Source organism: Streptomyces sp. NPDC007095 (assembly GCF_040634475.1).
In the GTDB taxonomy this organism is placed as follows: Bacteria; Actinomycetota; Actinomycetes; order Streptomycetales; family Streptomycetaceae; genus Streptomyces.
In genome coordinates, this window is sequence record NZ_JBEYFS010000019.1 from 53,145 (window position 1) to 79,205 (window position 26,061).

A 26,061-nucleotide genomic window follows, 5' to 3' on the forward strand; every position below is an offset into this window, starting at 1 on the left:
TTCCGCCCGTCGTGAGAGCCGCCGGTGTCCGCGCGGGGAGTCCCGGTGACCCGATTCCTGTCCTGCGCGGGCACACTTCCCTGGCACAGGCAACCCACAGGCCGCCGAACACGACCGGCACCGAGCTGGACGTGGCCGTCACCGACTCCAACGGCCGCCGGGCCGAGCTCGGCCGGGTCCAGCTCGACGGGCTGCCGGGCACCGAGCGCACCGCCTCCTACTGGGCGCGCGAGCTGCGCGTCCCGCTGACCGCGGCCTCTCGCGTCGGCCTCGACCTGAGGCACGTCAAGTCCCTTGAACTGACTCCGCGTTCACAGTCAGGACAGGCCTGGCTCATGGATGCCTGGGGCTGGGCCCCCGGTACCCCGGTGGCCAGGGCCGCGACGCTGCCGCGCGTCGGCATCGGCCGACTCACCGTCAAGGAGGGTGACTCGGGCACCCTCACCTACCACATCCCCGTCCAGGTCTCCGGGCACGGCAGCGGCAAGGTCCGCTTCTCCGTCCTCGACCCGGACACCGGACAGGCCGAGGACAAACTGGTCACGGTACGACCGGGCAGCGACCCCATCGAGCTGCCCGTGGAGGTGAAGGGCGACACGCGCTTCGGCTACGACGAGCAGTACGACGTCGTCGCGAAGGCCGTGCACGGCGCCGTCATCGGCTCGTACCGGGGCGGGGTCACCGCGGTGAACGACGACCCCGCGCCGTCGGTCACCCTGACGCCGGTCACGGACCGGGTGATCGAGGGAGGGACGCTGAAGTGGCGGATCACCCTCTCCGAGCCCGCCGGTGTGGACATCTCGCAGCCGGTCCGGGTGCTTCCGGTCACCGAGGGCGCCGAGCTGTCCACCAAGGACGTGGACCCGCGGTGGCTGATGGACTACGCCGGTGAGCTCCCCGACCCGGAGCGCGCACTCTCCCGGGCGAACCTGTGGGTGTGGACGGACATCCCGGCCGGGACCACCACCGCCGACTTCACCGTGCCGACGGTGACGGACCGACTGGCCGAGTCGGTACGCCTCGCGCTGACCGACGACAACGCGGAACCGCTTCCCGGCCGTCCCGTGCTGACAGGCACGGTGGTGGACGCACCGTAGGCCGCCCTGCGCAGGGGGCATGGACAGGGTGGTCCATGCCCCCTACGTGTTCACAGCCTCCGGCGAGCAGTAGGCGCGCTCACGGAACTGCCCGCCCGTCGAAGAAGGCGAGCAGATCATCGTGCGCCGGGGAAACTGTGTCGCGCCGCGGGATCGGCAGGGCAAAGGCGGGTCCAGGTCAGGCAGAGCGGATACAGAATGGATGCCCGGCCGGGCTGGAGTACGCCCGGGAGCCCCGGCGGCCGAGGGATCGACCCCGTCCGTGGGCCGCAGCCGACGAGGGCCGGCTTCGAGCGCCAGCCGGTCTGCGGCCACGAGGTGGTCCACCGTCAGATCGACGTGCATCTGCTGGGAGCGGCCGTCCGGCCATTGCGGCGGGACACGCTCCGGAGCCAGCTGGATCACGAACACCGGGGATCCGTCGATCCGCAGGAAGGGGTGGGTTGCCGACTTCTCGATCGCGTCGCCGAGCATCCGGTGCCAGAACGAGCTTCCGGGCTCCAGCTCGGCGGCGTCCGCGGGAGGACGGTCTTGCGTGCGCCGGGCGGCATCCTGCGGAATGCACGCCACCGAGGGCCGACGAGCCGACGCGGTACGCATCACCGCACTCCTCTTCGACGGCCTGAGCTACGGTGCCGAGGCCGCGGCAGGAGCCGACATCAGCCCGGCTGAGTCCCGAGCCGACGGGAGCCTGCCAAGTCCACCGGCGCGGGTATGCCGCCCCAGCGGATTCCCCACGGCGTCAACGCCGGCCGAGGAGCAGCCATGGAAGCAGCGCACACCGTGGGTGCGGTGGCAGGTCTCGGGATGCCGCTCGGGACGGCCCTGCTCCCAGCACGACCCGGTGGCGGCCCTGCTCCCAGCACGACCCGGTGGTGGGCCGGATGCCGAGTGGCCCGGCGAGAAGAGCGTCCGCGGGGGCGGACGATCGCTCAAAACCGCATGACGCAGTGGCATCGGGCCGTGACACCCTCCATGCGTCTGCTGGTGTCCGGGGGGCAAGGATCCGCGCACGATCGCCTCGAACGCGCGCGGCGCCGCCATGGGCAGCAGATGCCCGGCATGCGGAACCACGAACAGCCGGGCCCCGGGATGGCCGCTGCGGTCCGTCGAGCATCGGGCACCCCTTGGTCCGCGCCCTGGCCGCCCACCGCGCCGCCCTCGCCCTGAGGCAACCCCATCGGGGCTGGAGAGCAGCTTGCCCCGGCCCACTTCGGGAGGCATCGGTCGTGCGGCTACTTGAGCTCGGCGTCGGTGTAGTAGCCGCCCGCGACCAGAACACTGTCGTAGTTGGTCTTGTCGACGCTGATGGGCTGCAGCAGGTAGGCGGGCACGACCTTGGCGCCGTTGTCATAGGTCCTGGTGTCGTTGAGCTGCGGCTTCCTTTTGTTGAGTACGTCGTCGACCATGTTCGCGGCGACGTCGGCGAGCAGGCGGCTGTCCTTGTAGACGGTCTGCGACTGCTGACCCGCAATGATCGACTTGACCGAGGCGAGTTCGGCGTCCTGCCCCGTGATGACCGGGAGGGGCTTGCTGAGGGAGCCGTAATCGTCCGACCTCAGCGCTGCCAGGACGCCGATGGAGATGCCGTCGTACGGCGACAGGACCGCGTCGACCTTCCTGGTCTTGTACGACGTGGTGAGGATGTTGTTCATGCGCTTCTGCGCGGTGGCGCCGTCCCAGCGCAGGGTGGTGACCTGGTTGAGCTCGGTCTGACCGGACTGGACGACCAGCTGTTTGTTGTCCAGGAACGGCTGCAGGAGGTGCAACGCGCCGGCGAAGAAGTACTTGGTGTTGTTGTCGTCGCTGGAGCCGGCGAACAGCTCGATGTTGAACGGGCCCTTGCCGTGCTCCAGGCCGAGCTGGTCGATGATGTAGCGGGCCTGGAGCCGGCCGACCTGCTCGTTGTCGAAGGAGGCGTAGTAGGTGACGTTCTTGGTGCCGAGGATGAGCCGGTCGTAGGAGATCACCGGGATCTTCGCGTCGGCGGCATGCTGGAGCACTTTGTTCAGCGACTTGTTGTCGATGGCCGCGATGATCAGTGCGCTGACGCCCTGCGTGATCAGGTTCTCGATCTGCGAGACCTGGGTTGCCGGGTCGTTCTCGCCGTAGACCAGCTTGGTCTTGTACCCGTTGGCCTGCAGGTCCTTGACGACGCTCTTGCCGTCGGTGATCCAGCGCTCGGAGGCCTGGGTCGGCATGGCGATGCCGATGGTGCCGCCCTTGGAGCTGCCCGCGCTGTTCTGGCCGCCGCAGGCGGACATGGTGAGGGCGACGGAGGCAGTTCCGGCGATGGCGGCGAGGGCGGCTCTGCGATTGCGCATGGTGATCGTTCCTTGTTCTTCTCGTCGTTGAGAAAGGTGACGGCGTATCAGATGTATGCGAGGAGGCGGCGGAGCGAGCCGGGCGGCCGACGAGCAGGTCGAGCGCGAGCCGGCCGTGCCGCGTCCAGGCTCAGGGCCACGCGTATGGGTGCCGTACGGGTGGATCCCGGGCGCCCTGGACGGCCCGAACTTCAGGTAGAGCGGTGCGCCGCGGCGGATCAGCTCGGCGACCTTGCAGAAGCGCACACGGCCGCCGAGGTCGTCGGGGGTCTTTGGTGCGCATCTCCATGGGAGTGAGCCACCAGTATTCCGTGACGAGGTGACCGACAGTCAGGTTCTCCGCAACATTGTGGAGTTGGGACTCAAGAGCCTCGGTGCCTCACGGATCGCCGACCGGCGCGTCGCGGCCCAGGCGTCCGGGTCTTGCCGATTCGCGTGACCCCTCTGCCGGAGTACACCTGAACGCGCGTCAGGCTGCGTCGCGGGGTTACGTCCACGTGTGTTCCAACTCCGGTGATGCACAGGACTGTTGCCTTCCAACCGTTCGAAATGTCGTCACACGTTCGGAACGTACGCGTGACCCTAGGAGGGAGGGCGCGGGGTGTCAACGGGGGAGGACCGGTAAGGATTCCGGAAAGGTGTTGGAGATTCGCTCCCTGAACGCTCGGGCCTGGGTTCCCTCACAGGACTGCGCCACTGGTGAGGCAGGCGAGGCCGCCCCTGACACACACCTCGAACCGGGGCCGGGCGGGGTACCGGTCCACATGTTCGACGACCGTCCGCCGGACGGGGCGAGACCCGCTGGCGCTCGCCGTCGCCCGTGACCGGCTCCTCCCCGCGCGGCGGGTGCCCCGTTCCCCTCCGGGGGCCGCGCCGACGTAGCCTGAACGCTCCGCACCGAACTCCCGCTAGGAGCACCGTGAGCATCGCAGAGCCGCACGCCGGACCGCCCGCCTGGCGGCTGCTTCTCGGGTACGTACGACCGCATCGATGGGCACTGCTGGCGGGCGCGTTGCTGGCGCTGACGACCGGCGCCACCGGTCTGGTGCTGCCGCTGGTGGCGCGGGGGCTCATCGACGATCTTTCGCACGACCGGTCCATCGGGCGGGCGCTCATAGGTATGGCGGCGCTGGTGGTCACCAACGCCGCGGTGGGGGCGATGGGTTCGTACGTACTGCGGCGCACCGCCGAGTCGGTGGTGCTCGGCGCGCGGCGCGCCCTGTCCTCGTATCTGCTGCGGCTGCGGATACCGGCCGTGGACCGCAGCGAACCGGGCGACCTGATGGCCCGTATCACCTCCGACACCACACTGCTGCGCGAGGTCACCACCGATTCGCTCGTGGGTATCGGCACCGGCGGTCTCACCCTGGTGGCGACGGTGGTGATGATGGGCCTGGTCGACGTGGTGCTGCTCGGCGTCACCCTGGGGGTGATCCTGTGCGCCGGCACGGTGCTCGGCGTGATCGTGCCGCGCATCAACCGGGCCAGCAAGCAGGCTCAGGACGCCGTCGGCGTGATGGGCGCCTCGCTGGAGCGGATCCTCGGCGCGCTGCGCACGGTCAAGGCGTCGGGTGCCGAGCACCGGGAGGAGCAGACCATCCACGCGGCGGCCGAGGAATCCTGGCGGCAGAGCGTACGGGCCGCCAAGTGGTCGGCGGCCGCGGGCAATACGGCCGGTCTCGCGATGCAGATCGCCTTCATCACGGTCCTCGCGGTGGGCGGCGCGCGCGTCGCGACCGGCGCGATCGAAGTCGGCACGCTGGTCGCCTTCCTCCTCTACGTCTTCTATCTGATGTCGCCGATCCAGCAGGTCGTCGGCGCGATCACGCAGTACCAGACGGGTGCCGCCGCGCTCGCCCGCATCCAGGAGGCGCTGCGGCTGCCCGCCGAACCGGAGGCCCTGCCCGCGCCGCTGCCGGCCCCCGGCTCCGCACCGGCCGCGCTCGCCTTCGACGACGTCCGCTTCCGGTACGCCGACGACCTCCCGTACGTCCACCACGGCGTGACTTTCGCCGTCCCGGCCCGCGGCATGACCGCCTTCGTCGGCCCCTCCGGCGCCGGCAAGACCACCGTGTTCTCGCTGATCGAGCGGTTCTACGACCCCGAGGCGGGCGTCATCACGGTCGACGGCCGCCCCCTGGAGGAGTGGGACCTGCCCCGGCTCAGGTCGGCCATCGGGTACGTGGAGCAGGACGCCCCGGTCCTGTCCGGCTCCCTGCGCGACAACCTGCTGCTGGGCAACCCGGAGGCCGACGACGCCGATGTCGCGCGGGTGCTGAGGACGACCCGGCTCGACGGGCTGGTCGCCCGGCTGCCGCGCGGCCTGGACACGCTCGTCGGGCACCGCGGCACCAAGCTCTCCGGCGGCGAACGCCAGCGGGTCGCGATCGCCCGCGCGCTGTTGCGCCACCCCCGCCTGCTGCTCCTGGACGAGGCGACCTCACAGCTCGACGCGGTGAACGAGGCCGCGCTGCGCGACACGGTTGCCGATGTGGCCCGTACGACCACGGTCCTGGTGGTCGCGCACCGGCTGTCCACCGTGACGATGGCCGACCGTATCGTCGTCATGGACGCGGGCCGCGTCCGCGCCGTGGGCACCCACCGGGAACTGGTGGCTGGGGACCCGCTCTACGCGGAGCTGGCCGCGACCCAGTTCCTCGCGACGGCGGGCTGAGCAGAGCGGATCGTCGCGCGTTCTCCGTACGAAGTTTTCTTCACTCGGCCCGCGACATACGCGTCTGCCCCCGGCACGGGATGCCGGGGGCAGACGCGGGCAGACACCGGCGGACAGGCCCAGGCCTGACCCGAAGGACAGGCCCTAGGTCTGGAGGCCCGGGAGGAGTCCGGTGACGGGGGCGACCAGGTCGGTGACCTGGTGCAACTGGTTGAGGTCGTTCAGGCGGTTGAGCCCGGCCAGTTGGTCGGGGATCCGCGGCATGTCTGCCTGGTGCTCCGCGGGGATGTCGCTGACGGCGAGCGCGTCGAGCTGGGTGATCGGGTTCAGCTTCCCCGCGTCCGGGGCCTCGGCGGCGGCCGCGGACGCCATCGGCGCGGCAAGGCCCGTGACACCGACGGCGAGACCAACGGCGGCGACCATACGTCGTGTTGAGATCATGCTTGCAGCAACGGTCCCGGACGGCGCACGGTCACGGCCGTCCCCCGCTCCTCACCCGAGAGGCGCATCGCACCGGCTGGGCTTGCCGTGGGCCATGGGGCGGAGGACGCTCGTAGAGAGGCCCTTCGCGGTCCCCTCCTTACCGGACCGCGGCCTTCCAAGGAGGTCGACATGGGCACCATGGCAGGCCCCGCCTTCGACACCGAAGCGCTACGCCGGGGCATAGAAGGACACAATGCGGCGGATCTCCTGTCGCTCTACGCGGACGACGCGGAGATGACGATCGTCGACCGCAACACCCAGCCGAGCCATCCGATGATCAAACACGGTCGCGGCGAGATCGCCGAGATGCTCAACGATGTCTACAGCCGCGACATGACCCACAAGTTGGAAGAGTGTGTCGTCCAGGGCGACCATGTCGCGTTCACCGAGTCCTGCCAGTACCCGGACGGCGTGCGGGTACTCGCCAGCTCGATGGTCTCGCTGCGCGACGGCAAGATCGTCGAACACACGCTGCTGCAGGCATGGGACGAGTAGGAAGGAACTGGCCGAAGGTCCAGATCAACTCTCGCCTGACCTGGACCTTCTCGGCGAAGGCCGCGATGGGTCGCTCGCGCTCGGGGCGGCCTCGGCTGCCCCGACCAGTTTCCGCAGCAGGTCTGCGAGTGTGCGCTTCTCTGCTGGGGTCAGTACTGCGAGCAGCGCGTTCTCACCCCGGTCCTCCGACACCGCGTGCTGTTCGAACGCGGCGTATCCGGCGTCGGTGATCCGTACCTCCACGCGACGCCGGTCGGCAGTGTGGTGGGTACGGGCGATCAGCCCCGCCTCCTCCAGCGGACCGAGCCGCGCCGACAGGGCCCCGCGGGTCAGCCCGAGCATGTCGGCGAGCTGCGAGGGGCTCGCCGCGTAGGGCGGGCCGAGTCTGCGCAGCATCAACAGCACTTTGAACTGCCAGTGCTGCAACCCGTCGGAGTCGAGCACGTCCCGACGGGCCTGGGCCGCGTGCCGGGCCAGGATCGCGAGCCGGACGAAGATCTCCTCCTTGACCGGATCCACCCAGTCGAGCTCCTTCACCCAGATCGCGACGTGCCGGTCGACCGAGTCCGCCGCCAAAGCCTGCCCCCTCGCGGCCTTCGCCTCCTCCGCCTTCGGGTCTCCCGCCTTCACGTCTCCCGCCTTCACATCTTCCATGCGCCCCTCCGTAGATGGTTTTCTTGTGGATAGTTTTTCTGATTACTACTTTCCCTGCCATGACGAACACCGCAAGTACCCTTCGTACGGTCGTGCCGCTCGACGAACTCATCGCTGCTGTAAGGGAGTTGAGGATCGGCGGTCGCTGGGAGCGCGCCATGCGCCTGCTCGACTCGGCCGAGGCGACCGATCCACGGGCCCGTGCACGCCTCGGCGTGGCCGCCGCCGAAGTCGCCCTGGAGAGCGACTGGTTCGGCGGGACCACCCTCGCGGGGCCACGGCTCGCCGCCGCAGAGGAGCTCGTCGAGGTGCTCATCGAGAGCCTCGCCGGGAAACCCGCCGATGAGGCGCACCCCGACATCCGCTGGGACCTGGACTTCCATCGGCTGCGCCACGGCTACCTCGGGCAGGTGCGCGTCGACGGTACCTTCCGTCCCGGTCCCGACGGCAAGAACCCGGACGCACTCGCCGCCCTCCGCACGCACGCCGAGCGGCTCCGCGACCAGGCCCCGGACGACGTGCGCCGGGGCTGGGCCGAGATGTATCTGGGCCTCGTCGCCGACAATCTCTTCGCCGAGCGGGACCTCGCGCCCGCCCACTACGAAGCCGCGCTGCGCGCCGGTGCGGCGGGTGAGGCAGCCGAAGAAGGTGAAGCAGGCGACTCACACGACTCCGGTGACGACCTGCTCGCGCGTGAAGCGCTGCGGCACCTCGGTGATCACGACCACGACCGCGGTGACCACGCACGGGCGAGGGAGCGCTGGAGCAGAGCGACCGAGCTCGGCGCCCGGGCCGGGACCGTCCCCGGCACCCTCTCCCAGCAGCTGCTCCTGGCGGTACTGGCACGCGACACGGGCGACGAGGCCGGGGCCGTCGCGCTGGTCCGGGAGATCGCCCGCTGGGCCGGGGCCATCGGCGCCGTGACCACTGAGGCACAGGCCAGGGGGTTCATGGCCAAGGTCGACCCGACGGCGCCGCCCGCTGCCGCCGAGTCGGGCAGCTGATCGTAGGAGCTACCCTGGTCGCGGGCCGTGACTGGCGCTGAGGTGGGGTACCACCGGGGAGCGGCCTGACGAACGGGTCTTTGCCGCGCGCCTGGGCGATTGTGTCAGCGACGCTCAGGAGTAGCTCATGTCCCAGGCCCAGCTCATGGACGGCGCGGGTCTCGCGCGCCGCATCGTCGAGGAGACCGCGAAGCGCGCGGCCGAACTCACCGGGCGCACGGGGATGGCGCCGTGTCTCGCGACGGTGCTGGTCGGCGAGGACCCCGCCTCGGTCACCTACGTCCGGATGAAGCAGAACCGCAGCCGCAAGGCCGGCATCGAGTCCCGGCACGTCGCCCTGCCCGCCGGCACCACCACGGCCGAGCTGGTCGACACGCTGAAGGCGCTGTCGGGCGACCCGACCGTGCACGGCATCCTGCTCCAGCACCCCGTCGGGCCGCACATCGACGAGCGGGCGGCGTTCGAGGCCATCGCGCCGGAGAAGGACGTCGACGGGGTGACGCTCAGCTCGTACTCGGCGATGAGCTTCGGGCTGCCGGGCTTCGTGTCCTGCACCCCGGGCGGCATCATGCGGCTCCTCGACGAGTACGACGTCGACCCGGCGGGCCGGCGCGCCGTCGTGGTGGGGCGCAGCGCGATCCTCGGCAAGCCGGTCGGGATGCTGCTGCTCGGCCGCGACGCGACGGTGACCTACTGCCACTCGCGGACGACCGGTCTTTCCTCGGTCGTCCGCGAGGCGGACATCGTGGTGGCCGCCGTGGGCCGGCCCCGGCTGATCCGCGGTGAGGACATCAAGCCGGGAGCCGTTGTGATCGACGCCGGCTACAACCCCGGGAACGTCGGCGACGTCGACTTCGACACCGCTCGCGAGCGGGCCCGGCTGATCACGCCGGTGCCGGGTGGTGTCGGCCCGATGACGATCGCGGTCCTGCTGGAGCAGACCGTGACCGGGGCCGAGCGCCAACTCGGTCTCCGATAGAGCGTTTCGGCTTCACTCACAGGGCTTCGAGCCTGCGTACAGCGTTTCGGCTTCACTCACAGGGCTTCGAGCCTGCGTACAGCGTTTCGGCTTCACTCACAGGGCTTCGGGTCCGCTCAGCGCATCCACGCGCTGTACGACATCACGTCCCCGGCCTTCACGCCGTACTCGGGATCGTCCTTGGTGACGGTGTCCTCGATCCCGAGTACGGCGCCGCTCCTCGGGTCGAGGATCAGCATCCGTCGCGAGGAGTGCGCGGTGTCGTCGTACACGTACGCCTGTCCCTGCCTGCCCAGCCGGTCGGTGACCGCTCCGGCCGGGCGCAGCCCTTTCGCGTCGGCGAGGACACGGGCGAGTGCGGCGTTCTCACGGGTGCCGAGCGTCCAGTTGCCCAGCAACTCACTCACGGTGTCGATGAGTTGGGATGTGTCCATGGCCCCGGTGCGGTCGATCTCCTCGAGGTAGGCGCGCAGCCGCTGGGCGTCGTGCGGCGGCCGGGCGACCGGCGGGGCGTCGCTCCAGCTCGGCGGGTAGGTCCGCCGGCTCAGGACATGCCCGTCCTCGACCGTGCGGGGGACGGGGTCGGCGTCGGTGACGACCGGCCTGCCCGGGTGGCGGGGGTCGGTCGCCACGACGAGTTCCGTGTGGCTGCCGTCGGCCTTCCAGCGGACCACGCGCTCCTCGGGGAGGGTGATCGGCGGCCGTGCCCCGGGCCCTGAGGTCAGGCCCATGCTCCAGGTCTGCACATGGGTGCCCTGGACGAGCCGCTGCGCACCGGCGGACGCGGCCACTCGGTCGGCGAGCCTGTCCAGGGGTACGGGGGTGGAGCCCGCCTCGACGATCAGCGGGCGGGGTGCGGCCACGGCCGGGGTGGTGGTCGATCCCGACAGCGTGAGCGTCAGGACGACGACACCGACGGCGGCCGCGGTGCCGACGCTCCAGACCCAACGGCGCAGCGGACCGGGGCGCGTGCTGCGCCGTCCGCCGTGCAGCAGTTGGTTGAGGCGTCGCTCCGCGTGCTGGTCGAGGGGGCGGTCGTGGAAGCGGGGGTCGGTGGACGGCACCGGGTTGGCGCGGCGCAGGATGTCGAGTTCGTCAGCCATGGCCGTGCTCCTTCGGGGTGTCGCGGCGGGGCGGGGCGGGGCCGCCGGCCACGGTGATGTGCATACGGTCGATCTCGGCTCTGAGCCGGCGGCGGGCGCGGTGCAGGCGCATGGCCGCGGCGCGGCTGCCGCAGCCGAGGGCGACGGCGACCTCGTCGACGCCGAGTTCCTCCCAGGCGGTGAGGCGCAGTACCTCCTGGTCGGCCGGGGAGAGCCGGGCCAGCGCCTCGTGCACCCAGTCGCCCGGCGACGCGGAGTCGGGGCTGTCGACGACCTGTCTGCCATACGCGCTCTCGTCGTTGCCGAGCCGGTCGAGGAGTCTGCGGCGGCGCCCGTAGCCGCGTACGGCGTTGGCCAGGCAGTGGCGTGCCACCCCGTACAGCCAGGGAAGCGGGGACGGCGGGAGATCGGACCGGCGCCGCCAGGCGACGGTGAAGACCTCCGCCACCACCTCCTCGACATCACTGCTCCGGCCGTCCAGTCGCCTCGCCACATAGCGGCTGACCGCCCAGTAGTGCTCGCGATAGGCAGCGGCGAAAGTCTCGTCGTTGCTCATAGTCCGTAGGTGTCCGGCAGGTGCGCGATCGTCACAGGTGTCGGTGTGACGCTCGTCGCTTCACCCAAGTGTGACGGTGGGCCCGGCGCCGGACACAGGCGGGGCATGGAAAGCACCACAGTCACGACGCCGCCCGCAGCCCTTCCCACGCGTGCGCGGCGTCCTGGACTCGCCGCGGTGAAGTGGCTGACCACCACGGATCACAAAACGATCGGCACGCTGTATCTGGTCACGGCGTTCGGCTTCTTCTGCGTCGGCGGGGTGATGGCGCTGCTGATGCGCGCCGAGCTGGCCCGGCCGGGGTTGCAGATCATGTCGAACGAGCAGTTCAATCAGGCGTTCACGATGCACGGCACGATCATGCTGCTGATGTTCGCGACGCCGCTGTTCGCCGGTTTCGCGAACTGGATCATGCCGCTGCAGATCGGCGCGCCCGACGTGGCGTTCCCGCGGCTGAACATGTTCGCCTACTGGCTCTACCTGTTCGGCTCGCTCATCGCGGTCGGTGGCTTCCTCACCCCGCAGGGCGCGGCCGACTTCGGCTGGTTCGCCTACAGCCCGCTGTCGGACGCGGTCCGCTCGCCGGGTGTCGGCGCCGACATGTGGATCATGGGTCTGGCACTCTCCGGCTTCGGCACGATCCTCGGCTCGGTCAACTTCATCACGACCATCATCTGCATGCGCGCCCCGGGCATGACGATGTTCCGCATGCCGATCTTCGTGTGGAACGTGCTGCTCACGGGTGTTCTGGTGCTGCTGGCCTTCCCCGTACTGGCCGCCGCGCTGTTCGCGCTGGAGGCGGACCGCAAGTTCGGTGCCCACGTCTTCCACGCGGCGAACGGCGGTGCCCTGCTCTGGCAGCACCTCTTCTGGTTCTTCGGCCATCCAGAGGTGTACATCATCGCTCTACCATTCTTCGGAATCATTTCCGAAGTCATCCCGGTGTTCTCCCGCAAGCCGATGTTCGGCTACATGGGCCTGATCGCCGCGACGATCTCCATCGCCGGTCTCTCCGTGACCGTGTGGGCGCACCACATGTACGTCACCGGTGGTGTACTGCTTCCGTTCTTCTCCTTCATGACGTTCCTCATCGCCGTGCCGACGGGCGTGAAGTTCTTCAACTGGATCGGAACGATGTGGAAGGGGTCGCTGAGTTTCGAGACCCCGATGCTGTGGGCGACCGGCTTTCTGATCACTTTCGTCTTCGGTGGTCTGACCGGTGTGATGCTCGCCTCGCCGCCGATGGACTTTCCCGTCTCGGACTCGTACTTCGTGGTGGCGCACTTCCACTACGTGATCTTCGGTACGGTCGTGTTCGCGATGTTCTCCGGATTCCACTTCTGGTGGCCGAAGTTCACCGGCAAGATGCTCGACGAGCGCCTCGGGAAGATCACCTTCTGGACGCTGTTCGTGGGCTTCCACGGCACTTTCCTGGTGCAGCACTGGCTGGGTGCGAACGGAATGCAGCGCCGTATCCCCGACTATCTGGCGGTGGAGGGCCTGACCACCCTCAACACCATCTCGACCATCTTCTCCTTCCTTCTCGGCAGTTCCCTCCTGCCGTTCTTCTACAACATCTGGAAGACCGCCAAGTACGGCGAGAAGGTCGAGGTCGACGACCCGTGGGGCTACGGCCGCTCGCTGGAGTGGGCCACGTCCTGCCCGCCGCCGCGCCACAACTTCCTCACCCTGCCGCGCATCCGCAGCGAGTCTCCCGCCTTCGACCTGCACCACCCGGAGATCACGGCGGCGGCCGCGCGTCTGGAGACGCCCCGGAAGGAACTGCGATGACGACCATGGACGAACGTCCGCCGTCCCCGCGGGCACTGATCAACGAGCTGGAGGGCCATCTGCTCATCGAGGCCACCAAGGTCGAGGGGCGGACGGAAGCGGCTCGTTTCACCCATTCCCTGGCCTGGCTGACGGACACCCAACGCGAAGAGGCGGAAGAACGCTTCTCGGACACCTACCTGCGCCTCTCCCGCCGCTCCTGGGAACTGACGGCAGCGCGCGGCCGGGAACTGCGCGCCGAGTACGAGGCGAGGTATCGCGCACTGCGTCGGCGCCTTTGCGCCGTGTTCCTTCTCGGTGCCGCTTTCGCCCTGGTGACCGTCGTCTCGGTCAGCCGACGGTGACCTCGCGAGCGAGGTCGGCACGCAGAAGCATCCTGGACGAGTCGTCCACAAGATTCCGCACAGCCGGCCTTCGGCGGCGACGATCCAGCACTTCACGATCTCGGCCGACAGGGTGCCGCGCACCGATTCCGGGACGGCCTGCGACTGGACGACGAGCAGAGGGAGTGGAGTCCCGCCGATGAGCGCGGCGAGCAGCGCCCCACCTCCGCCGAGGTCACCGGCGAGGTGGGTGCTCTGCCCGTCGGCCAGGTCGTCGAGATGGCATGCCGAGGTCCATCACAGCTCATGCACGGCGGCCGGCGGCACGGCCGGTTCGGGCGCCCCCCCCCGTCTCCACGGCATGCACGATCAGCGGCAGCGCCGAGAGCGGGTATGTGAACTCGCGGTTCCGCACGAGTTCCGCGACCTCGGCCCGCACCGCGCCTGCCTGAGGGGCGAGTCTTTCCAGCGTGGCCTCCATCTCCGCGTCGATGTCCACCGAAAACTGTCGGTGAGGTCCAAGCAGGACATGGAACGCACGTGCAGACCCCCCACCACCGAGATTGAATCGAGCACCGATTCGATCACTCCGGCTGGAGGGCAACCAGAGCGACTTTCAGCCACGACAGGTTCCCTTGCCCGACTCCCGTGACACCGAGCCGGACGGTCGGACCGCGGGAATCCCTCCGTGAAACCGTCGCATCGACTCGTCTGCGTACCGGCCCCGTGGGCGGGCCCACGACCGTGAGAGGAGCCTCTCCCCCACGTCCGTCCTGCCTCCGGAGGACATGGCTGAGCTCATCTCCTGCATTCCGAGTAGCGCGATGTTCGGCACGCGCACGACGACGCGGCGGATCCCGGTCGGACAGGATGGGCGTGCCCAGGGAGCGACCCTGTTCACATCTCCGCCTCTGGGCCCTCGGGCCGCGCAAGCCCACGGCTTCCCCCAGTCGTGAGCTGCCGGCAGGGGCATCCTCGCGCGAAGGCGGCCCCACTGCGCCGAGCCCGTGGGGACGGGGAACGGCGCACGGTCCCGGGCCCGGCGGTGGATCTCGAGGGATTCACCACCGGGTTCGAGGACACCTCGATCGATGGCCGGCACAGCACTCACGGTGAGGTGAGGTCACGTCATGGGGTTCCGGGCTCGTGCGGGTTCCACCCCGCCGGTCGCAGGATCCCCAGCAGTTGACGGACCAGTTCCTCGACCACCTCGTCGAGCGTGGCGTCCACCCAGCCGGCGCGCCAGTCGTGCAGGAGGCCGTTGACGCTGCCGATGAAGGCGGTGGCGGCGATCCGGTAGTCGCGCGGCACCGCCTCACCGCGGTCGGCGGCCGCGGTCGCCTCGGCGCAGATGAAGTCGATCCAGCGCGCCCGGCGGGCGAGCCGCTGCTCCTCCAGGCGCGGGCTGACGCCGATGATCTCGACGAAGGTGATGCGGATGCGGCGCGGATCCGCCGTCACGTTCGCGGCGTAGGCGCGGAAGATCGCGTCGGCGCGCTCGGCGAGCGGCAGGTCCTGGGCGTCGGCGAGGGCGGCCAGGGCCGCCTCCTCGGCCCAGTCGTTGACCTGGAGGTGAAGCGCGGCCAGCACGTCCTCGAGGGTGCGGAACTCCTCGTAGAACTGACGCGTCGACAGTCCCGCCGCCTCACTCAGCGCCGCGATGGTCGTGGATCTGAACCCCGGGCTGTCACCGAAGAGTTGGAGCGCGGCTGCCAGAAAGCGCGAGCGTCGCTCGGCCTGCCGTTCCGCGGCGGTCCTGCCTCCGTAACGGCCGGTCGGCTGTTTGATCCTGCCCGCCACGCGTTCCTCCCTCGCCGGAGGGACGAACCGTTCGTCCCTCCGATGATTTTGTCGTGCACGGACCCTTGTGGAGAACGCCATCCCTTCCTTACTTTCCAGTAAGTCCACTCTGAACGCAGCCGTGTTCAGATTTTTCGGCGCATGCACCCCCCGCCTACGACAAGGGACCCGCCATGTCTGCCCTCAGACCCAGACACCTCTGTACGCTCGCCGCCGCCGTCGCCCTCACCTTCACCCTCGGCGGTACGGCGACCGCGGCCTCCGCGCAAACCGCCGCACAGACCGCCGCGGCCGACCTGCGCGAAGTGATGTTCGTGGGGAACAACTGGGACGGCACCGCGGACGTCATCAAGTCCACCGGTGACTTCGCGAAGGTCGGCCGGATCAACGTCGTCCCGGACAAGGACGCACGGATGGCTGAGATCAACGCCGATCCGATCAAGTGGATCTACTTCCTGGCCATCCGAAACGGCGTCGGCGAGGGACACGACCAGCTCGTGGACGACATGTACTCCACGCCCGACGGCAAGTCGGTGGTCGTCTCCCGCCCCAGCTTCGCCGACGTAGTCTCGATCGACCTCGCCACCGACAAGATCAACTGGCGTTTCCCCGTGTCGGGTTACCGCTCCGACCACATGGCCGTCTCCCCCGACGGCACCCGCGTCGCGGTCTCCGCGTCGACCGCGAACACCGTGCACGTGCTCGACATCAACACCGGTAAGCAGCTGGGCTCCTTCGGCACCGGCGACAAGCCGCACGAGAACATCTTCACGCGGGACGGCAAGTACATCTGGAACATGGCCATCGGCGATGTGAACACCGCACTCGACGACCCGTGGCTGGACTGGACGAAGGGCGACCGGCACATCACCGTCGTCGACGCGACCACCTACAAGCAGGTCAGAGTGATCGACATGCGCCAGCGGCTGGACGCCATCGGCCTCACCGACTTCTCCGACGCGGTCCGGCCCGCCGTCTTCAGCCCCGACGAGTCCAAGCTGTACTTCCAGGTGTCGTTCTTCAACGGCTTCCTGGAGTACGACGTGGCCTCCGACCGGATCACCCGGGTGAAGACCCTGCCGATGAACCCCGCGACCAGCACCGACCGCACGACTTGGGTCAACGACTCGCGCCACCACGGCATTTCGATGAACCCGTCCGGCACCAAACTGTGCGTCGCCGGAACGATGGACGACTACGCGACCGTCGTCGACCGGGCCACCCTCCAGGAGGGCCCGCTCGTCACCGCCTCCAAGCCGTACTGGGCGACCGTCAGCGGTGACGGCAAGGACTGCATCATCTCCGAGAGCGGCGCCGACCAGGTCACCGCCATCGACTTCGCCACGGGGCAGAAGACGGTGTCGGTGCCGGTCGGTGACCACCCCCAGCGTGTTCGCCTCGGCCATGTGGAGGCGAACTGGACCGGTCCTTCGACTAGTTGACCGACGAGGCGGCCCAGGAACTCAGTTCGGAACGGGCCGCGCTCAGCAGATCGGCGGACGGGGCCGTCGCCCCGTTCGTGACCAGCGCGTAGTGCAGGGTCTCCGAGTCCGGTGCGGTGAGCAGCAGTCGGCGACTGCCGGTGCCGCCCGGCTCGGGGGCCACGGCGATCGGGGTGGTCGTGCTGTAGGCGGGCGGGGAGATCGTCGCCCCGAGGTCGGAGACCACCGTCGTGGACGCGGTCGGGAAGGACGCCGGCAGATGGAGTTCGGTGGGAGCGCTGCCGCCGGCCGAGCGCCACAGGAGCAGCCCGTACTGGCCCGATCCCACCAGTTGGGAGACGTGCGGCAGGGACGACGGAACCGGGTTCCAGGTCAGGGTGGTGGAGCCGTCCCGGGAGCGGTCCTCGTAGGTGAAGGCGACCGTGCTGCCCGAGGTCGCGCTCGGATAGAGCCGGTCGAGCAGGCGGGCGTCCTGACGCAGGACGGCCGTGCCCGAGTCGTCGAGGCGTACGGCGGACAGATCCTCGTCGTTCCAGGCGTCGCCCGTGGTGAGAACCTTGCTCGCGTTGCCGTTCATCAGCTCGTGATGGCGTCCGCTGTAGATGTCCCACTGCCACTGGGTACCGGAGAGCACCGGGCCGGAGGACACCGGCTTGGTCCACCAGGTGGCGCCCGGGAGACGGGAGTCGAGGGCCTGGTACATGGCCTTGTCGACGGTCGGGGCCTTGCCGGAGACCGTTCCCGACAGCGGATGGCCGAACTCACTGACGATCGCCGTAGTCCCCGCGCTCGATGCGCGGTCGCGGACCGTCCCGAAGTCGGTGGCGTACTGGCCGTCCCCGGCGTTGCCCCACATGAGGATGCCCGAGATGGCCTTCTGGTCGTAGAAGTGGGTGTTGAAGACATAGCGCGGGCCGAGTGTGCCCGCGTCGAGCAGGCCGCCCTCCTGCTTCTGGGAGTCGATGTTGGAGTTCCAGAAGAGGTTGGCCTCGACGAAGGCGGGTTTGTCCTGCCAGCCGGCCGCGTCCATCCGGGCCCGGAACTTCACATAGAACGGCCAGAGCAGGTCCCGCTCCCAGGTGCGGCTGGTCTGCCCGGAGTCGTAGGTGCCCGCGTACGGCTCGTTGAACGGGTCGAAGCCGACGAGGCCCGCGAACTGGGCCGTGGTGAGGTGCTGTTTGACGTAGGCCATGCTGGCCTGGGCCGTGGTGAGGAAGGCGTCCTGGACGCCGTACGCGTTGTGCCAGAAGTCGTACTGTGCCTGCTTCACGGCACCGTTCTGGGTGATGTTCTGGCCCCAGAAGATGCAGATGCCGCAGGACTCGCTCGGGTAGTTCCCGGCGTCCACGGCCCACTTGGGGGCGCCGTCACCGGTGTACCAACTGCCCGAGTTGAAGAGGTAGCGGGAGTAGAGGTCCTGGTGGAAGTCGGGATACACACGGATTCCGGCGTCGAGGAAGGCGCGTATCTGGTCGGTGGCGGCGGCGAGGTACGTGGAGTCGACCTGGCCGCGTACGGGTTCGGCGTGGGCCCAGGAGAGCAGGAAGCGCACGGAGTTGCCGCCGCCGAGGGCCCGCAGGGCCGTCGCGGACTTCTTGGCGTCGGCGACCGAGGCGAAGGGCAGGCCGCTGTTCTCTTCGAGTTTCGTCTCGCCGGAGACGTTGTAGCCGCGCAGGACGACCTCGCGGCCGAGTCCGTCGAGGAAGCGGCCCTTGTCGACCGTGAGGGTGGCCGACGCCGGTGCGTCGAACCACAGGGAGTCGGGGAGTCCGTCCGCGGCGGCGGGCTGGGCGCCCACCGCCGAGAGGAAGCCGGTGAGGAGTACGAGGACGCCGAGCAGACGCGCACGTAACTTCGACATGTCCACAACAGTCGCCGGTGCGCAAGAAGGCGTCAATACTTCTGACTCCAGAGTAAGTTTCATCTTCTGGAGGTCTTCTGTAGATCTTTTTGGGAGACGTGTCGCCGTGTGCGGGATCAGGCGCCGACCCTCCGCGTCACGTTCAGCAGGTACTCCTTGCGGTCCAGCGGGTTGAGGTCGGTGCGCGGGCGGTCGGGGACCGTGCCCCGCAGGACCGGTGCGTAGTGGTCGAAGGCGCATTCCAGCTCGCCCTCGCCGCGGGTCAGCCCCGGGAGCTGCCGCTCCAGCCCATGGACCCGGGCGACCGGGATCCGGCCCTCCAGCACGCACGAAGCGCCCCGCAGCTCGGTGGTCCCCGCGACGGCTCCCTGTTTCGCCAGCACCGGCAGCACCGCGCCCAGCGTGTCCGCCGGGGCCTCCAGCCTGAATCGGTGCATCGGCTCGTACACCTGGGTGCCCGCCGCCCTCAGCGCGTCCATCACGACCAGTGGGGTCAGGCCCCGGAAGTCGGCACCCGTGCTGGACATGCTCTTGTCGAAGCCCTGGTGGGCGTGGCTCTGCCGGGGCGAATAGCCGGAGTGGGTCATGGTGACCGTGCAGTCCGTCACCTGCCAGCCGTGGATTCCCTGCGCGAGGGTCTCCTTCACGGTGTCCTCGACCGCCTTGAAGAACGCGTACGGCATCGCTCCGAGCTCGACCTCCAGCCGGAACTCCACCCCGGACCCGACCGGGGCCGGATCGATGCGCAGGCCGACGGTCGCGAGAAAGGGATTGGAGTCCTTCTTGTTGAACTCGACCGCCGCACCCCTGCCGAGGGGCCGCTCGATGCACAGCGGTGTCGTCTCGCGGAACAGGACGTCGATGCCGAACTCATCGGCCAGAGTCGCCTCGATGACCTCCTTCTGCACCTCTCCGTAGAGCGACACGGAGATCTCCTTGCGCCTCTCGTCCTGGCGCAGATCGATCAGGGGGTCCTGCTCGGCCAATTGGGTGAGGGCGCCGTGCAGTGCGCCCTTGTCGGCCGGACGGCAGGGTTCGACGACGGTTTCGAGGGTCGGGGGCGAGAAGTGGTGCTCGCCGGCCGACGACTTCCGCGGTACGCCGATGGTGTCGCCGACACGGATGTCCGCGAGGCCCCAGAGCTTGCCGATCCGCCCCGCGGCCACGGACTGCTCGCGCACCGCCGCCCCCCGGTCGAAGACGCTGATCGCGGTGACCCTGCCCTCCTCTCCGTCGCCCAGGGGCAGGCGGTCGCGCGTCCGCAGCGTCCCTGCGAACATCCGGGCGTACGCGATCTTCTCCCCGGCGGGCCCACGCTCGACCTTGAAGACGCTGCCCGAGACCGGGCCGTCGACGTCGGTCTCGGCGCGCGGCAGCAACTGCTTGATCCCCGTGATCAGTTCGTCGACCCCCGCCCCCGTCACGGCCGAGCCGAAGAACACCGGATGCACCAGGGCCTGCCCGGTCTGCCGCACAAGAGCGGCGCGGATCAGGTCGTACGACACCCGGCCCTCGACGTACGCGGCGAGCAGCGCGTCGTCGTGCTCGGTGAGCAGGTCGAGCAGCGGCGCGCCGAGCCGCGCCTCGTCGAACAGGCCGAAGCGGGCGTCCCGCGTGCCCTGTGCCCGGACCTCGCCCATGGGGACGATCGCCCGTGTGAGCCGCGCCGCGACGGCGTCGAGCACACGCTCGGGGCACGCCCCGCCGCGGTCGATCTTGTTGACGAAGACGAGCGTGGGAATGCGCAGCCGCCGGAGCGTCCGCATCAGCACACGGGTCTGCGCCTGCACGCCCTCCACGGCGGAGATCACCAGCACGGCGCCGTCGAGCACGCTCAGCACCCGCTCCACCTCGGCGATGAAGTCCGGGTGTCCCGGGGTGTCGATCAGATTGACGGTCACGTCGTCGACCGCGAACGAGACCACGGCGGACTTGATCGTGATACCGCGCTGCCGCTCCAGCGCGAGGGAGTCGGTCTGCGTGTTCCCGTCGTCGACGCTGCCGATCTCGTCGATGACTCCGACCGAGTGCAGCAGCCGCTCGGTCAGGCTTGTCTTACCGGCGTCTACGTGCGCCAGGATTCCCAGGTTGAGCATATGCACCGGGTGTCATGTCCTTTGGAGTGGGAGTGATTCCTTCCTGGGTGGACATGAACGGTGTGCGCATTGCTGCTCCCTGATCTTGGCGGACGCTTCCTTCTCAGTGGAGCAGGCGGCCTCGCCCTGCAGCAACGGATTAACGCTCAACAAATCCCCGCCGCAGCACTCGCCGCCCTCCCCGCCCGGCCCTAGAGTGACGCACACCACGTAAAGTGGTTGATACCCCTCACCTGGCTCTCCGGGAGGGCACATGACCCGCATTTCGGTGAAGGTGGACGGCACGACGTACGAGGACGAGGTCGAGCCCCGCCTTCTCCTGGTCCACTACCTGCGCGACCACCTGGGTCTGACCGGCACCCCGATCGGCTGCGACACGTCGAACTGCGGGGCCTGCACGGTCGACGTGGACGGGGAGACCGTCAAGAGCTGCTCGGTCCTCGCCGTCCAGGCGGACGGGAGCGAAGTGACCACCATCCAGGGACTGGCGCACGACGGTGAGTGGCATGTGCTCCAGAAGGCGTTCCACGAGCGGCACGCGCTCCAGTGCGGCTACTGCACCCCCGGGATGATCATGGCGGCCCGCGATCTGCTGCGCGAGAACCCGGCCCCGGGACCGCAGGAGGTTCGGGAGGCCCTGGAGGGCAACCTCTGCCGGTGCACCGGCTACCAGAACATCGTGCGCGCGGTCCTCGCCGCCTCGGGACAGGAGGTCTCGCCGTGACGGACCAGATCGTCGAACCCGAGGTCGGCCGCTCCCGGCCGCGCAAGGAGGACGCCCGTCTGGTCACCGGGCAGACCAACTGGACCGACAACATCAACGTCAACGGACTGCTCCACCTGGCCATCCTGCGCAGCCCCATGGCACACGCCCGGATCGACCGGATCGACGTCGCACCCGCCCGCGAGCGCCCCGGCGTGATCGCCGCGTTCACCGGCCAGGATCTCGCCGAGGGCCTCGGCTCACTCCCCTGCGCCTGGCCGGTCACCGAGGACATCGTGCTGCCCGACCACCCGCCGATCGCGGTCGACGAGGTCCGGTACGCGGGAGACCCGGTGGCCGTCGTCGTGGCCCGCGACCGGTACGCGGCCGCCGACGCCCTGGAGGCCGTCGAGGTCGACTACACACCTCTCCCGCCGGTGCTCGACCTGGAGGCGGCCCTCGCCGAGGACGCCCCACTGGTCCACTCCGACAAGGGCACCAACCGCTGCTACGTCTGGCCGCTGGCGACCGGCGAGAACTACGCGGCCGTGCGGGAGCGCGCGGACGTCGTCCTGAAGCGCCGCTACCACCAGCAGCGCCTGATCCCCAACGCGATGGAGCCGCGCGCCGTCGTGGTCACCCCGCTCGCCGCCTCCGGCGAGTACACCGTCTACTCGGCCACGCAGATCCCGCACATCCTGCGGATCATGCTCGCCGTCGTCACCGGCATCCCCGAGCAGAAGTTGCGTGTGATCGCCCCTGACGTCGGCGGCGGCTTCGGCTCCAAGCTCCAGGTGTACGGCGAGGAGGCCCTCGCCCTGACCGTCGCCCGGCGGCTCGGACGGCCCGTGAAGTGGACCGAGTCGCGCTCCGAGGGCTATCTCGCGACCCATCACGGCCGCGGCATGATCCAGGACATCGAGATCGCCGCCACCAGCGAGGGCAGGCTGCTCGGCCTCAAGGTCGACCTCCTCGCCGACATGGGCGCCTATCTGATGCTCGTCACTCCGGGCATCCCGATCCTGGGCGCCTTCATGTACCCGGCGATCTACAAGATGGACGCATACGACTTCACGTGCACCGGCGTCTTCACGACCAGGACGCCGACCGACGCCTACCGCGGCGCGGGACGCCCCGAGGCGACGTACGCCATCGAACGGATCATGGACGAGCTGGCCGTCGAACTCGACCTGGATCCCGTCGAGTTGAGGCGGCTCAACTGGATCAGGCACGAGGAGTTCCCGTACACGTCCATCGCGGGTCTGACCTACGACAGCGGCAACTACGAGGCCGCCACGGACAAGGCGCTCGCCCTCTTCGGATACGACAAGCTGCGCGCCGAGCAGGCGGACCGCAACCGGCGCGGCGACTTGGTACGCCTGGGCATCGGCGTGTCCACGTACACCGAGATGTGCGGGCTCGCGCCCAGCCGGGTGCTGCGTGACCTGCGGTACGCGGCCGGAGGCTGGGAGGCGGCGAGCATCCGCATGCTGCCCACCGGCAAGGTCGAGGTGGTCACCGGCACCAGCCCGCACGGACAGGGCCATGTGACCTGCTGGAGCCAGATCGCCGCCGATGTGCTCGGGGTGCCCTTCGAGGACATCGAGGTGGTGCACGGCGACACCAGGGCAGCCCCCCAGGGCATGGACACCTACGGCTCGCGCTCGCTCGTCGTGGGCGGGGCCGCGGTGCACCACGCGGCGCGGAAGGTGGTGGAGAAGGCGCGGAAGGTGGCCGCGCACCTGCTGGAGGCGAGCGAGCACGACCTGGAGTTCACGCACGGCGTGTTCTCCGTGAAGGGCTCGCCGGAGGCGCGCAAGACCATCCAGGAGGTCGCGTTCGAGACGTTCTCCTCGCACGACCTGCCCGATGGCATGGAACCCACCATCAACGCCGAGCACCTGCTCGACCCGGACAACTTCTCCTACCCGCACGGCACCCACCTGTGCGCGGTCGAGGTCGACACCGAGACCGGACGGACCACCATCCGCTCGTACGTCTGCGTCGACGACGTCGGCAGCGTCATCAACCCGATGATCGTCGAGGGGCAGGTGCACGGCGGGGTCGCGCAGGGAATCGCGCAGGCACTGTACGAGGAGGCCGTGTACGACGACGAGGGCAACCTCGTCTCGGGCACGATGGCCGACTACCTCGTGCCCTCGGCGGCCGACCTGCCCGAGTTCGTGACGGACCGGACGGAGACACCGGCGACATCGAATCCCCTGGGTTCCAAGGGAGTCGGGGAGTCGGGGACCATCGCCTCCACGCCCGCCGTCGTCAACGCGATCGTGGACGCGCTGCGCCCGCTCGGAGTGACCGAGGTACGGATGCCCTGCACGCCGCAGCGGGTCTGGGAAGCGCTTCGGTCCGCTCGGGCGGCGGACGGGTCCGCCCGCTCCGGTGAGGAGGCGTCGGCATGATTCCCCCCGCATTCGACTACGTGAGGCCCGCGAGCGTCGACGAAGCCGTGCGCACGCTCGCGCAGGCGGGCGAGGACGCGAAGGTGCTGGCCGGCGGGCAGAGCCTGCTGCCCCTGCTCCGGCTGCGGCTCGCCTTCCCCGAACTGGTCGTCGACGTCGGCCGGATCCCGGAGCTGCGCGGGATCCGCGAGGACGCCGGCACGCTGGTCATCGGCGCGATGACCTCGCACCACGACGTCATCCGCGACCCGCTGGTGCGCCGGCACGCCGGACTGCTGGCGGCGGCCACCGCCACGGTCGCCGATCCCGCCGTACGCCATCGCGGCACCTTCGGCGGTTCGCTCGCACACGCCGATCCGGCCGGTGACCTGCCCGCCGTGGTCCTCGCGCTCGACGCGACCCTGATCGCGGTCGGACCGGACGGGCGGCGCGCGATCCCGGCCCGCGAGTTCTTCCTCGATTATCTGCAGACCGCGCTGCGCCCGGACGAACTGCTGGTGCAGGTGGAGATCCCGTCGACCGAGGGGTGGGGCTTCCACTACGAGAAGTTCCAGCGGGTCGCGCAGGCCTGGGCGGTGGTCGGCGTGGCGGCGCTCGTCCGGCGGGACGACGGACACCTCGCCGAGTCCCGGATCGGGCTGACCAACATGGGCTCCACGCCCCTGCGGGCCACGTCCACCGAGGCGGCGCTCACCGGCGCCGACGCCGAACCGGGCGCGGTGGCACGGGCCGCCGAGGCGGCTGCGGAGGGCACGCACCCCTCGTCCGACCCCTCGGGCTCACCCGAGTACCGCGCGCACCTGGCCCGGGTGCTCACGCGACGCGCGGTGCTGGCCGCCCTGGAGTAGCGCCCATGCACGAGGTGAGCGGTCCGGCGGACGTGCGGGCCCGCCTGGAGAAGACGGGGTATCTCGTCGACGACGGGCTGGCCGTGGCCTGCTTCCTGGCGCTGCGGCTGCACCGGCCGCTGTTCTGCGAGGGTGACGCGGGCGTGGGCAAGACCGCACTCGCGTCCGCCCTGGCCGAGGCGATGGACGCCCCGCTGATCCGGCTCCAGTGCTACGAGGGCATCGACGCCTCCCAGGCCCTGTACGACTGGGACTTCCCGCGTCAGCTGCTCCATCTGCGGGCGGCCGAGGCGGCGGGTGTGACGGATGCCGACCGGCTCGAAGGGGAACTGTACGACCGGCGGTTCCTCGTCACGCGTCCGCTGCTGCGGGCGCTGGAGACCCAGCCGTCGGTGCTGCTGGTGGACGAGATCGACCGCGCCGACGACGAGTTCGAGGCGTTCCTGCTGGAACTGCTGTCCGAGTACACGATCACCATTCCGGAACTGGGCACACTGCGGGCGCAGCTGCCGCCCGTCGTGGTGCTCACCTCGAACCGGACCCGCGAAGTGCACGACGCGCTGAAACGCAGGTGCCTCTACCACTGGTTCGACCATCCCGGGTTCGCCCGTGAACTCGCCATCGTGCGGAGGCGGTTGCCGCGGGTCACGGAGCGGCTGGCCGAGCAGGTGACCGCGCTCGCGCAGGCCCTGCGCGCCGAGGACCTGGTCAAGCCGCCCGGGGTCGCGGAGACCATCGACTGGGCGGAGGCCCTGGACGCGCTCGGGGCGAGCGAGGTGGACGCGGAGCTGGCGGTGGCGACCCTGGGGTCGGTACTGAAGTACCGGGAGGACACCGAGCGCGCGCGGGGGCTGGATCTGGCGGCGATCCTCGCGGCGCGGGAGACGTGAACAGCGTGGACGGCAGCGATGGCAAGGACGGCCGGAACGGCCGGAACCTTGAGAACGGCGGAGACGGCGGGGACGAGGTGGGACAACGGCGCACCGTCGACGCGTCCGCCGTGGTCGTCGGGTTCGCCCGGGCGTTGCGCGCCGCCGGCGTCGACGCCGCGCCCGACCGCGTGCAGGCCTTCCTGGGCGCGCTCGGCGTGCTCGATCCCGGTGCGCGCTCGGACGTGTACTGGGCGGGCCGTCTCACCCTGTGCGGGAGCCAGGACGACCTGGAGCGCTACGAGCGGGTCTTCGCGGCGTACTTCGGCGGCCGTCCCGGCGGCGCCCCGGCCCGGTCCGCTCCCCCGCCGCGGACCCGGACGGTCCTGCGCGGCGCCGGTAGGGTGCCCCGCCCGGCGGCGCGGGCCGAGGACGCCGTACCCGTGGCCGTGCTGGCCGACTCCACCGACGTACTGCGCCACCGGGACTTCGCCGAGCTGACCGCCGCCGAGCGCGACCAGCTGCGGCGGCTGCGGGCC

The 26,061-nt window shown here is 69.8% G+C and carries 21 protein-coding genes, 2 pseudogenes and 1 riboswitch; of the genes and pseudogenes, 13 read left to right on the forward strand and 10 right to left on the reverse strand.

Going from position 1 to position 26,061, the window contains the following annotated elements:
- Positions 1-101: 101 nt before the first annotated feature.
- Positions 102-1,097 (forward strand): annotated as a pseudogene (locus ABZ656_RS09555) (hypothetical protein); the annotation flags it as partial.
- 42 nt (positions 1,098-1,139) lie between these two features.
- Here the strand turns inward: ABZ656_RS09555 and ABZ656_RS09560 are convergent.
- Entirely contained in the window at positions 1,140-1,697 is a 558-nt protein-coding gene (locus ABZ656_RS09560) for a VOC family protein (RefSeq protein ID WP_360266178.1), read from the reverse strand.
- Positions 1,698-2,332: 635 nt separating this feature from the next.
- The gene (chvE, locus tag ABZ656_RS09565) at positions 2,333-3,421 is read right to left on the reverse strand and encodes a multiple monosaccharide ABC transporter substrate-binding protein (RefSeq protein ID WP_101402613.1); all 1,089 of its coding nucleotides are present in this window, start codon (positions 3,419-3,421) and stop codon (positions 2,333-2,335) included.
- A gap of 919 nt (positions 3,422-4,340) precedes the next feature.
- On the opposite strand from chvE, the gene ABZ656_RS09570 reads away from it, so the two are divergent.
- Positions 4,341-6,095: an ABC transporter ATP-binding protein gene (locus tag ABZ656_RS09570; protein WP_101402612.1), complete on the forward strand. Its 1,755-nt coding sequence runs from the start codon at positions 4,341-4,343 to the stop codon at positions 6,093-6,095.
- 144 nt (positions 6,096-6,239) lie between these two features.
- Here the strand turns inward: ABZ656_RS09570 and ABZ656_RS09575 are convergent, their stop codons facing one another.
- The gene (locus ABZ656_RS09575) at positions 6,240-6,536 is read right to left on the reverse strand and encodes a hypothetical protein (RefSeq protein WP_101402611.1); all 297 of its coding nucleotides are present in this window, start codon (positions 6,534-6,536) and stop codon (positions 6,240-6,242) included.
- 171 nt (positions 6,537-6,707) lie between these two features.
- Here ABZ656_RS09575 and ABZ656_RS09580 point away from each other — a divergent pair, with 171 nt between their 5' ends.
- On the forward strand, positions 6,708-7,073 hold the full coding sequence (locus ABZ656_RS09580; RefSeq protein ID WP_101402610.1) for a nuclear transport factor 2 family protein: 366 nt from the start codon (positions 6,708-6,710) through the stop codon (positions 7,071-7,073).
- Positions 7,074-7,097: 24 nt separating this feature from the next.
- Here the strand turns inward: ABZ656_RS09580 and ABZ656_RS09585 are convergent, their stop codons facing one another.
- Positions 7,098-7,727, reverse strand: coding sequence for a MarR family transcriptional regulator (locus ABZ656_RS09585; RefSeq protein ID WP_360266183.1), 630 nt, complete (start codon positions 7,725-7,727; stop codon positions 7,098-7,100).
- A 59-nt stretch (positions 7,728-7,786) separates the two neighbouring features.
- On the opposite strand from ABZ656_RS09585, the gene ABZ656_RS09590 reads away from it, so the two are divergent.
- The gene (locus ABZ656_RS09590) at positions 7,787-8,731 is read left to right on the forward strand and encodes a hypothetical protein (RefSeq protein WP_360266186.1); all 945 of its coding nucleotides are present in this window, start codon (positions 7,787-7,789) and stop codon (positions 8,729-8,731) included.
- A 17-nt stretch (positions 8,732-8,748) separates the two neighbouring features.
- Positions 8,749-8,835, forward strand: a riboswitch (ZMP/ZTP riboswitch).
- Positions 8,836-8,858: 23 nt separating this feature from the next.
- Positions 8,859-9,710: a bifunctional 5,10-methylenetetrahydrofolate dehydrogenase/5,10-methenyltetrahydrofolate cyclohydrolase gene (locus ABZ656_RS09595; RefSeq protein WP_101402607.1), complete on the forward strand. Its 852-nt coding sequence runs from the start codon at positions 8,859-8,861 to the stop codon at positions 9,708-9,710.
- A 116-nt stretch (positions 9,711-9,826) separates the two neighbouring features.
- On the opposite strand, the gene ABZ656_RS09600 is transcribed toward ABZ656_RS09595, so the two are convergent.
- The gene (locus ABZ656_RS09600; protein ID WP_360266189.1) at positions 9,827-10,813 is read right to left on the reverse strand and encodes a CU044_5270 family protein; all 987 of its coding nucleotides are present in this window, start codon (positions 10,811-10,813) and stop codon (positions 9,827-9,829) included.
- Complete coding sequence (locus tag ABZ656_RS09605) at positions 10,806-11,369, reverse strand: sigma-70 family RNA polymerase sigma factor (RefSeq protein ID WP_360266192.1); 564 nt, start codon at positions 11,367-11,369, stop codon at positions 10,806-10,808. Before ABZ656_RS09605 ends, ABZ656_RS09600 begins: the two co-directional genes overlap by 8 nt.
- A 105-nt stretch (positions 11,370-11,474) precedes the next feature.
- Here ABZ656_RS09605 and ctaD point away from each other — a divergent pair, with 105 nt between their 5' ends.
- Both ctaD and ABZ656_RS09615 read left to right on the forward strand, forming a co-directional pair.
- Complete coding sequence (gene ctaD / locus ABZ656_RS09610) at positions 11,475-13,160, forward strand: cytochrome c oxidase subunit I (protein ID WP_360266195.1); 1,686 nt, start codon at positions 11,475-11,477, stop codon at positions 13,158-13,160.
- Positions 13,157-13,504, forward strand: coding sequence for a hypothetical protein (locus tag ABZ656_RS09615; RefSeq protein WP_360266198.1), 348 nt, complete (start codon positions 13,157-13,159; stop codon positions 13,502-13,504). Before ctaD ends, ABZ656_RS09615 begins: the two co-directional genes overlap by 4 nt.
- A gap of 283 nt (positions 13,505-13,787) precedes the next feature.
- On the opposite strand, the gene ABZ656_RS09620 is transcribed toward ABZ656_RS09615, so the two are convergent.
- Both ABZ656_RS09620 and ABZ656_RS09625 read right to left on the reverse strand, forming a co-directional pair.
- Positions 13,788-13,982 carry a hypothetical protein gene (locus tag ABZ656_RS09620; protein WP_360266201.1) on the reverse strand — a complete coding sequence of 65 codons (195 nt, stop codon included), beginning with the start codon at positions 13,980-13,982 and terminating at the stop codon, positions 13,788-13,790.
- 629 nt (positions 13,983-14,611) lie between these two features.
- Positions 14,612-15,283 carry a TetR family transcriptional regulator gene (locus ABZ656_RS09625; RefSeq protein ID WP_101402602.1) on the reverse strand — a complete coding sequence of 224 codons (672 nt, stop codon included), beginning with the start codon at positions 15,281-15,283 and terminating at the stop codon, positions 14,612-14,614.
- Positions 15,284-15,456: 173 nt separating this feature from the next.
- On the opposite strand from ABZ656_RS09625, the gene ABZ656_RS09630 reads away from it, so the two are divergent.
- Positions 15,457-16,725: a YncE family protein gene (locus ABZ656_RS09630; RefSeq protein ID WP_360266204.1), complete on the forward strand. Its 1,269-nt coding sequence runs from the start codon at positions 15,457-15,459 to the stop codon at positions 16,723-16,725.
- On the opposite strand, the gene ABZ656_RS09635 is transcribed toward ABZ656_RS09630, so the two are convergent.
- Both ABZ656_RS09635 and ABZ656_RS09640 read right to left on the reverse strand, forming a co-directional pair.
- Complete coding sequence (locus tag ABZ656_RS09635; RefSeq protein WP_360266207.1) at positions 16,718-18,586, reverse strand: cellulase family glycosylhydrolase; 1,869 nt, start codon at positions 18,584-18,586, stop codon at positions 16,718-16,720. The genes ABZ656_RS09630 and ABZ656_RS09635 overlap by 8 nt on opposite strands.
- Before the next feature lie 116 nt (positions 18,587-18,702).
- Positions 18,703-20,688, reverse strand: a complete 1,986-nt coding sequence (locus ABZ656_RS09640; RefSeq protein ID WP_360266210.1) for a translation factor GTPase family protein — start codon at positions 20,686-20,688, stop codon at positions 18,703-18,705.
- 247 nt (positions 20,689-20,935) lie between these two features.
- On the opposite strand from ABZ656_RS09640, the gene ABZ656_RS09645 reads away from it, so the two are divergent.
- The 5 genes and pseudogenes from ABZ656_RS09645 to ABZ656_RS09665 form a co-directional block, all read left to right on the forward strand.
- Positions 20,936-21,406 carry a (2Fe-2S)-binding protein gene (locus tag ABZ656_RS09645; protein ID WP_360266212.1) on the forward strand — a complete coding sequence of 157 codons (471 nt, stop codon included), beginning with the start codon at positions 20,936-20,938 and terminating at the stop codon, positions 21,404-21,406.
- Positions 21,403-23,805, forward strand: coding sequence for a xanthine dehydrogenase family protein molybdopterin-binding subunit (locus ABZ656_RS09650; protein WP_360266215.1), 2,403 nt, complete (start codon positions 21,403-21,405; stop codon positions 23,803-23,805). Before ABZ656_RS09645 ends, ABZ656_RS09650 begins: the two co-directional genes overlap by 4 nt.
- A complete protein-coding gene (locus tag ABZ656_RS09655) occupies positions 23,802-24,653 on the forward strand; it encodes a xanthine dehydrogenase family protein subunit M (RefSeq protein ID WP_101402596.1) in 852 nt (283 codons plus the stop codon). The genes ABZ656_RS09650 and ABZ656_RS09655 overlap by 4 nt, the downstream gene beginning before the upstream one ends.
- A gap of 5 nt (positions 24,654-24,658) precedes the next feature.
- Positions 24,659-25,543 (forward strand): MoxR family ATPase, encoded by an 885-nt coding sequence (locus ABZ656_RS09660; RefSeq protein WP_101402595.1) that lies wholly within the window; start codon positions 24,659-24,661, stop codon positions 25,541-25,543.
- Between the two features lie 5 nt (positions 25,544-25,548).
- Positions 25,549-26,061, forward strand: a pseudogene (locus ABZ656_RS09665) (hypothetical protein); the annotation flags it as partial.

What these genes read in the sequence shown, in the direction of transcription:
- ABZ656_RS09630 (WP_360266204.1), top strand. Translation starts at nt 15,457, where the DNA reads ATGTCTGCCCTCAGACCCAGACACCTCTGTACGCTCGCCGCCGCCGTC.
- ABZ656_RS09585 (WP_360266183.1), bottom strand. Translation starts at nt 7,727, where the DNA reads ATGGAAGATGTGAAGGCGGGAGACGTGAAGGCGGGAGACCCGAAGGCG.
- ABZ656_RS09655 (WP_101402596.1), top strand. Translation starts at nt 23,802, where the DNA reads ATGATTCCCCCCGCATTCGACTACGTGAGGCCCGCGAGCGTCGACGAA.
- ABZ656_RS09615 (WP_360266198.1), top strand. Translation starts at nt 13,157, where the DNA reads ATGACGACCATGGACGAACGTCCGCCGTCCCCGCGGGCACTGATCAAC.
- ABZ656_RS09580 (WP_101402610.1), top strand. Translation starts at nt 6,708, where the DNA reads ATGGGCACCATGGCAGGCCCCGCCTTCGACACCGAAGCGCTACGCCGG.
- ABZ656_RS09575 (WP_101402611.1), bottom strand. Translation starts at nt 6,536, where the DNA reads ATGATCTCAACACGACGTATGGTCGCCGCCGTTGGTCTCGCCGTCGGT.
- ctaD (WP_360266195.1), top strand. Translation starts at nt 11,475, where the DNA reads ATGGAAAGCACCACAGTCACGACGCCGCCCGCAGCCCTTCCCACGCGT.
- ABZ656_RS09595 (WP_101402607.1), top strand. Translation starts at nt 8,859, where the DNA reads ATGTCCCAGGCCCAGCTCATGGACGGCGCGGGTCTCGCGCGCCGCATC.
- ABZ656_RS09635 (WP_360266207.1), bottom strand. Translation starts at nt 18,586, where the DNA reads ATGTCGAAGTTACGTGCGCGTCTGCTCGGCGTCCTCGTACTCCTCACC.
- chvE (WP_101402613.1), bottom strand. Translation starts at nt 3,421, where the DNA reads ATGCGCAATCGCAGAGCCGCCCTCGCCGCCATCGCCGGAACTGCCTCC.
- ABZ656_RS09590 (WP_360266186.1), top strand. Translation starts at nt 7,787, where the DNA reads ATGACGAACACCGCAAGTACCCTTCGTACGGTCGTGCCGCTCGACGAA.
- ABZ656_RS09600 (WP_360266189.1), bottom strand. Translation starts at nt 10,813, where the DNA reads ATGGCTGACGAACTCGACATCCTGCGCCGCGCCAACCCGGTGCCGTCC.
- ABZ656_RS09660 (WP_101402595.1), top strand. Translation starts at nt 24,659, where the DNA reads ATGCACGAGGTGAGCGGTCCGGCGGACGTGCGGGCCCGCCTGGAGAAG.
- ABZ656_RS09605 (WP_360266192.1), bottom strand. Translation starts at nt 11,369, where the DNA reads ATGAGCAACGACGAGACTTTCGCCGCTGCCTATCGCGAGCACTACTGG.
- ABZ656_RS09560 (WP_360266178.1), bottom strand. Translation starts at nt 1,697, where the DNA reads ATGCGTACCGCGTCGGCTCGTCGGCCCTCGGTGGCGTGCATTCCGCAG.
- ABZ656_RS09645 (WP_360266212.1), top strand. Translation starts at nt 20,936, where the DNA reads ATGACCCGCATTTCGGTGAAGGTGGACGGCACGACGTACGAGGACGAG.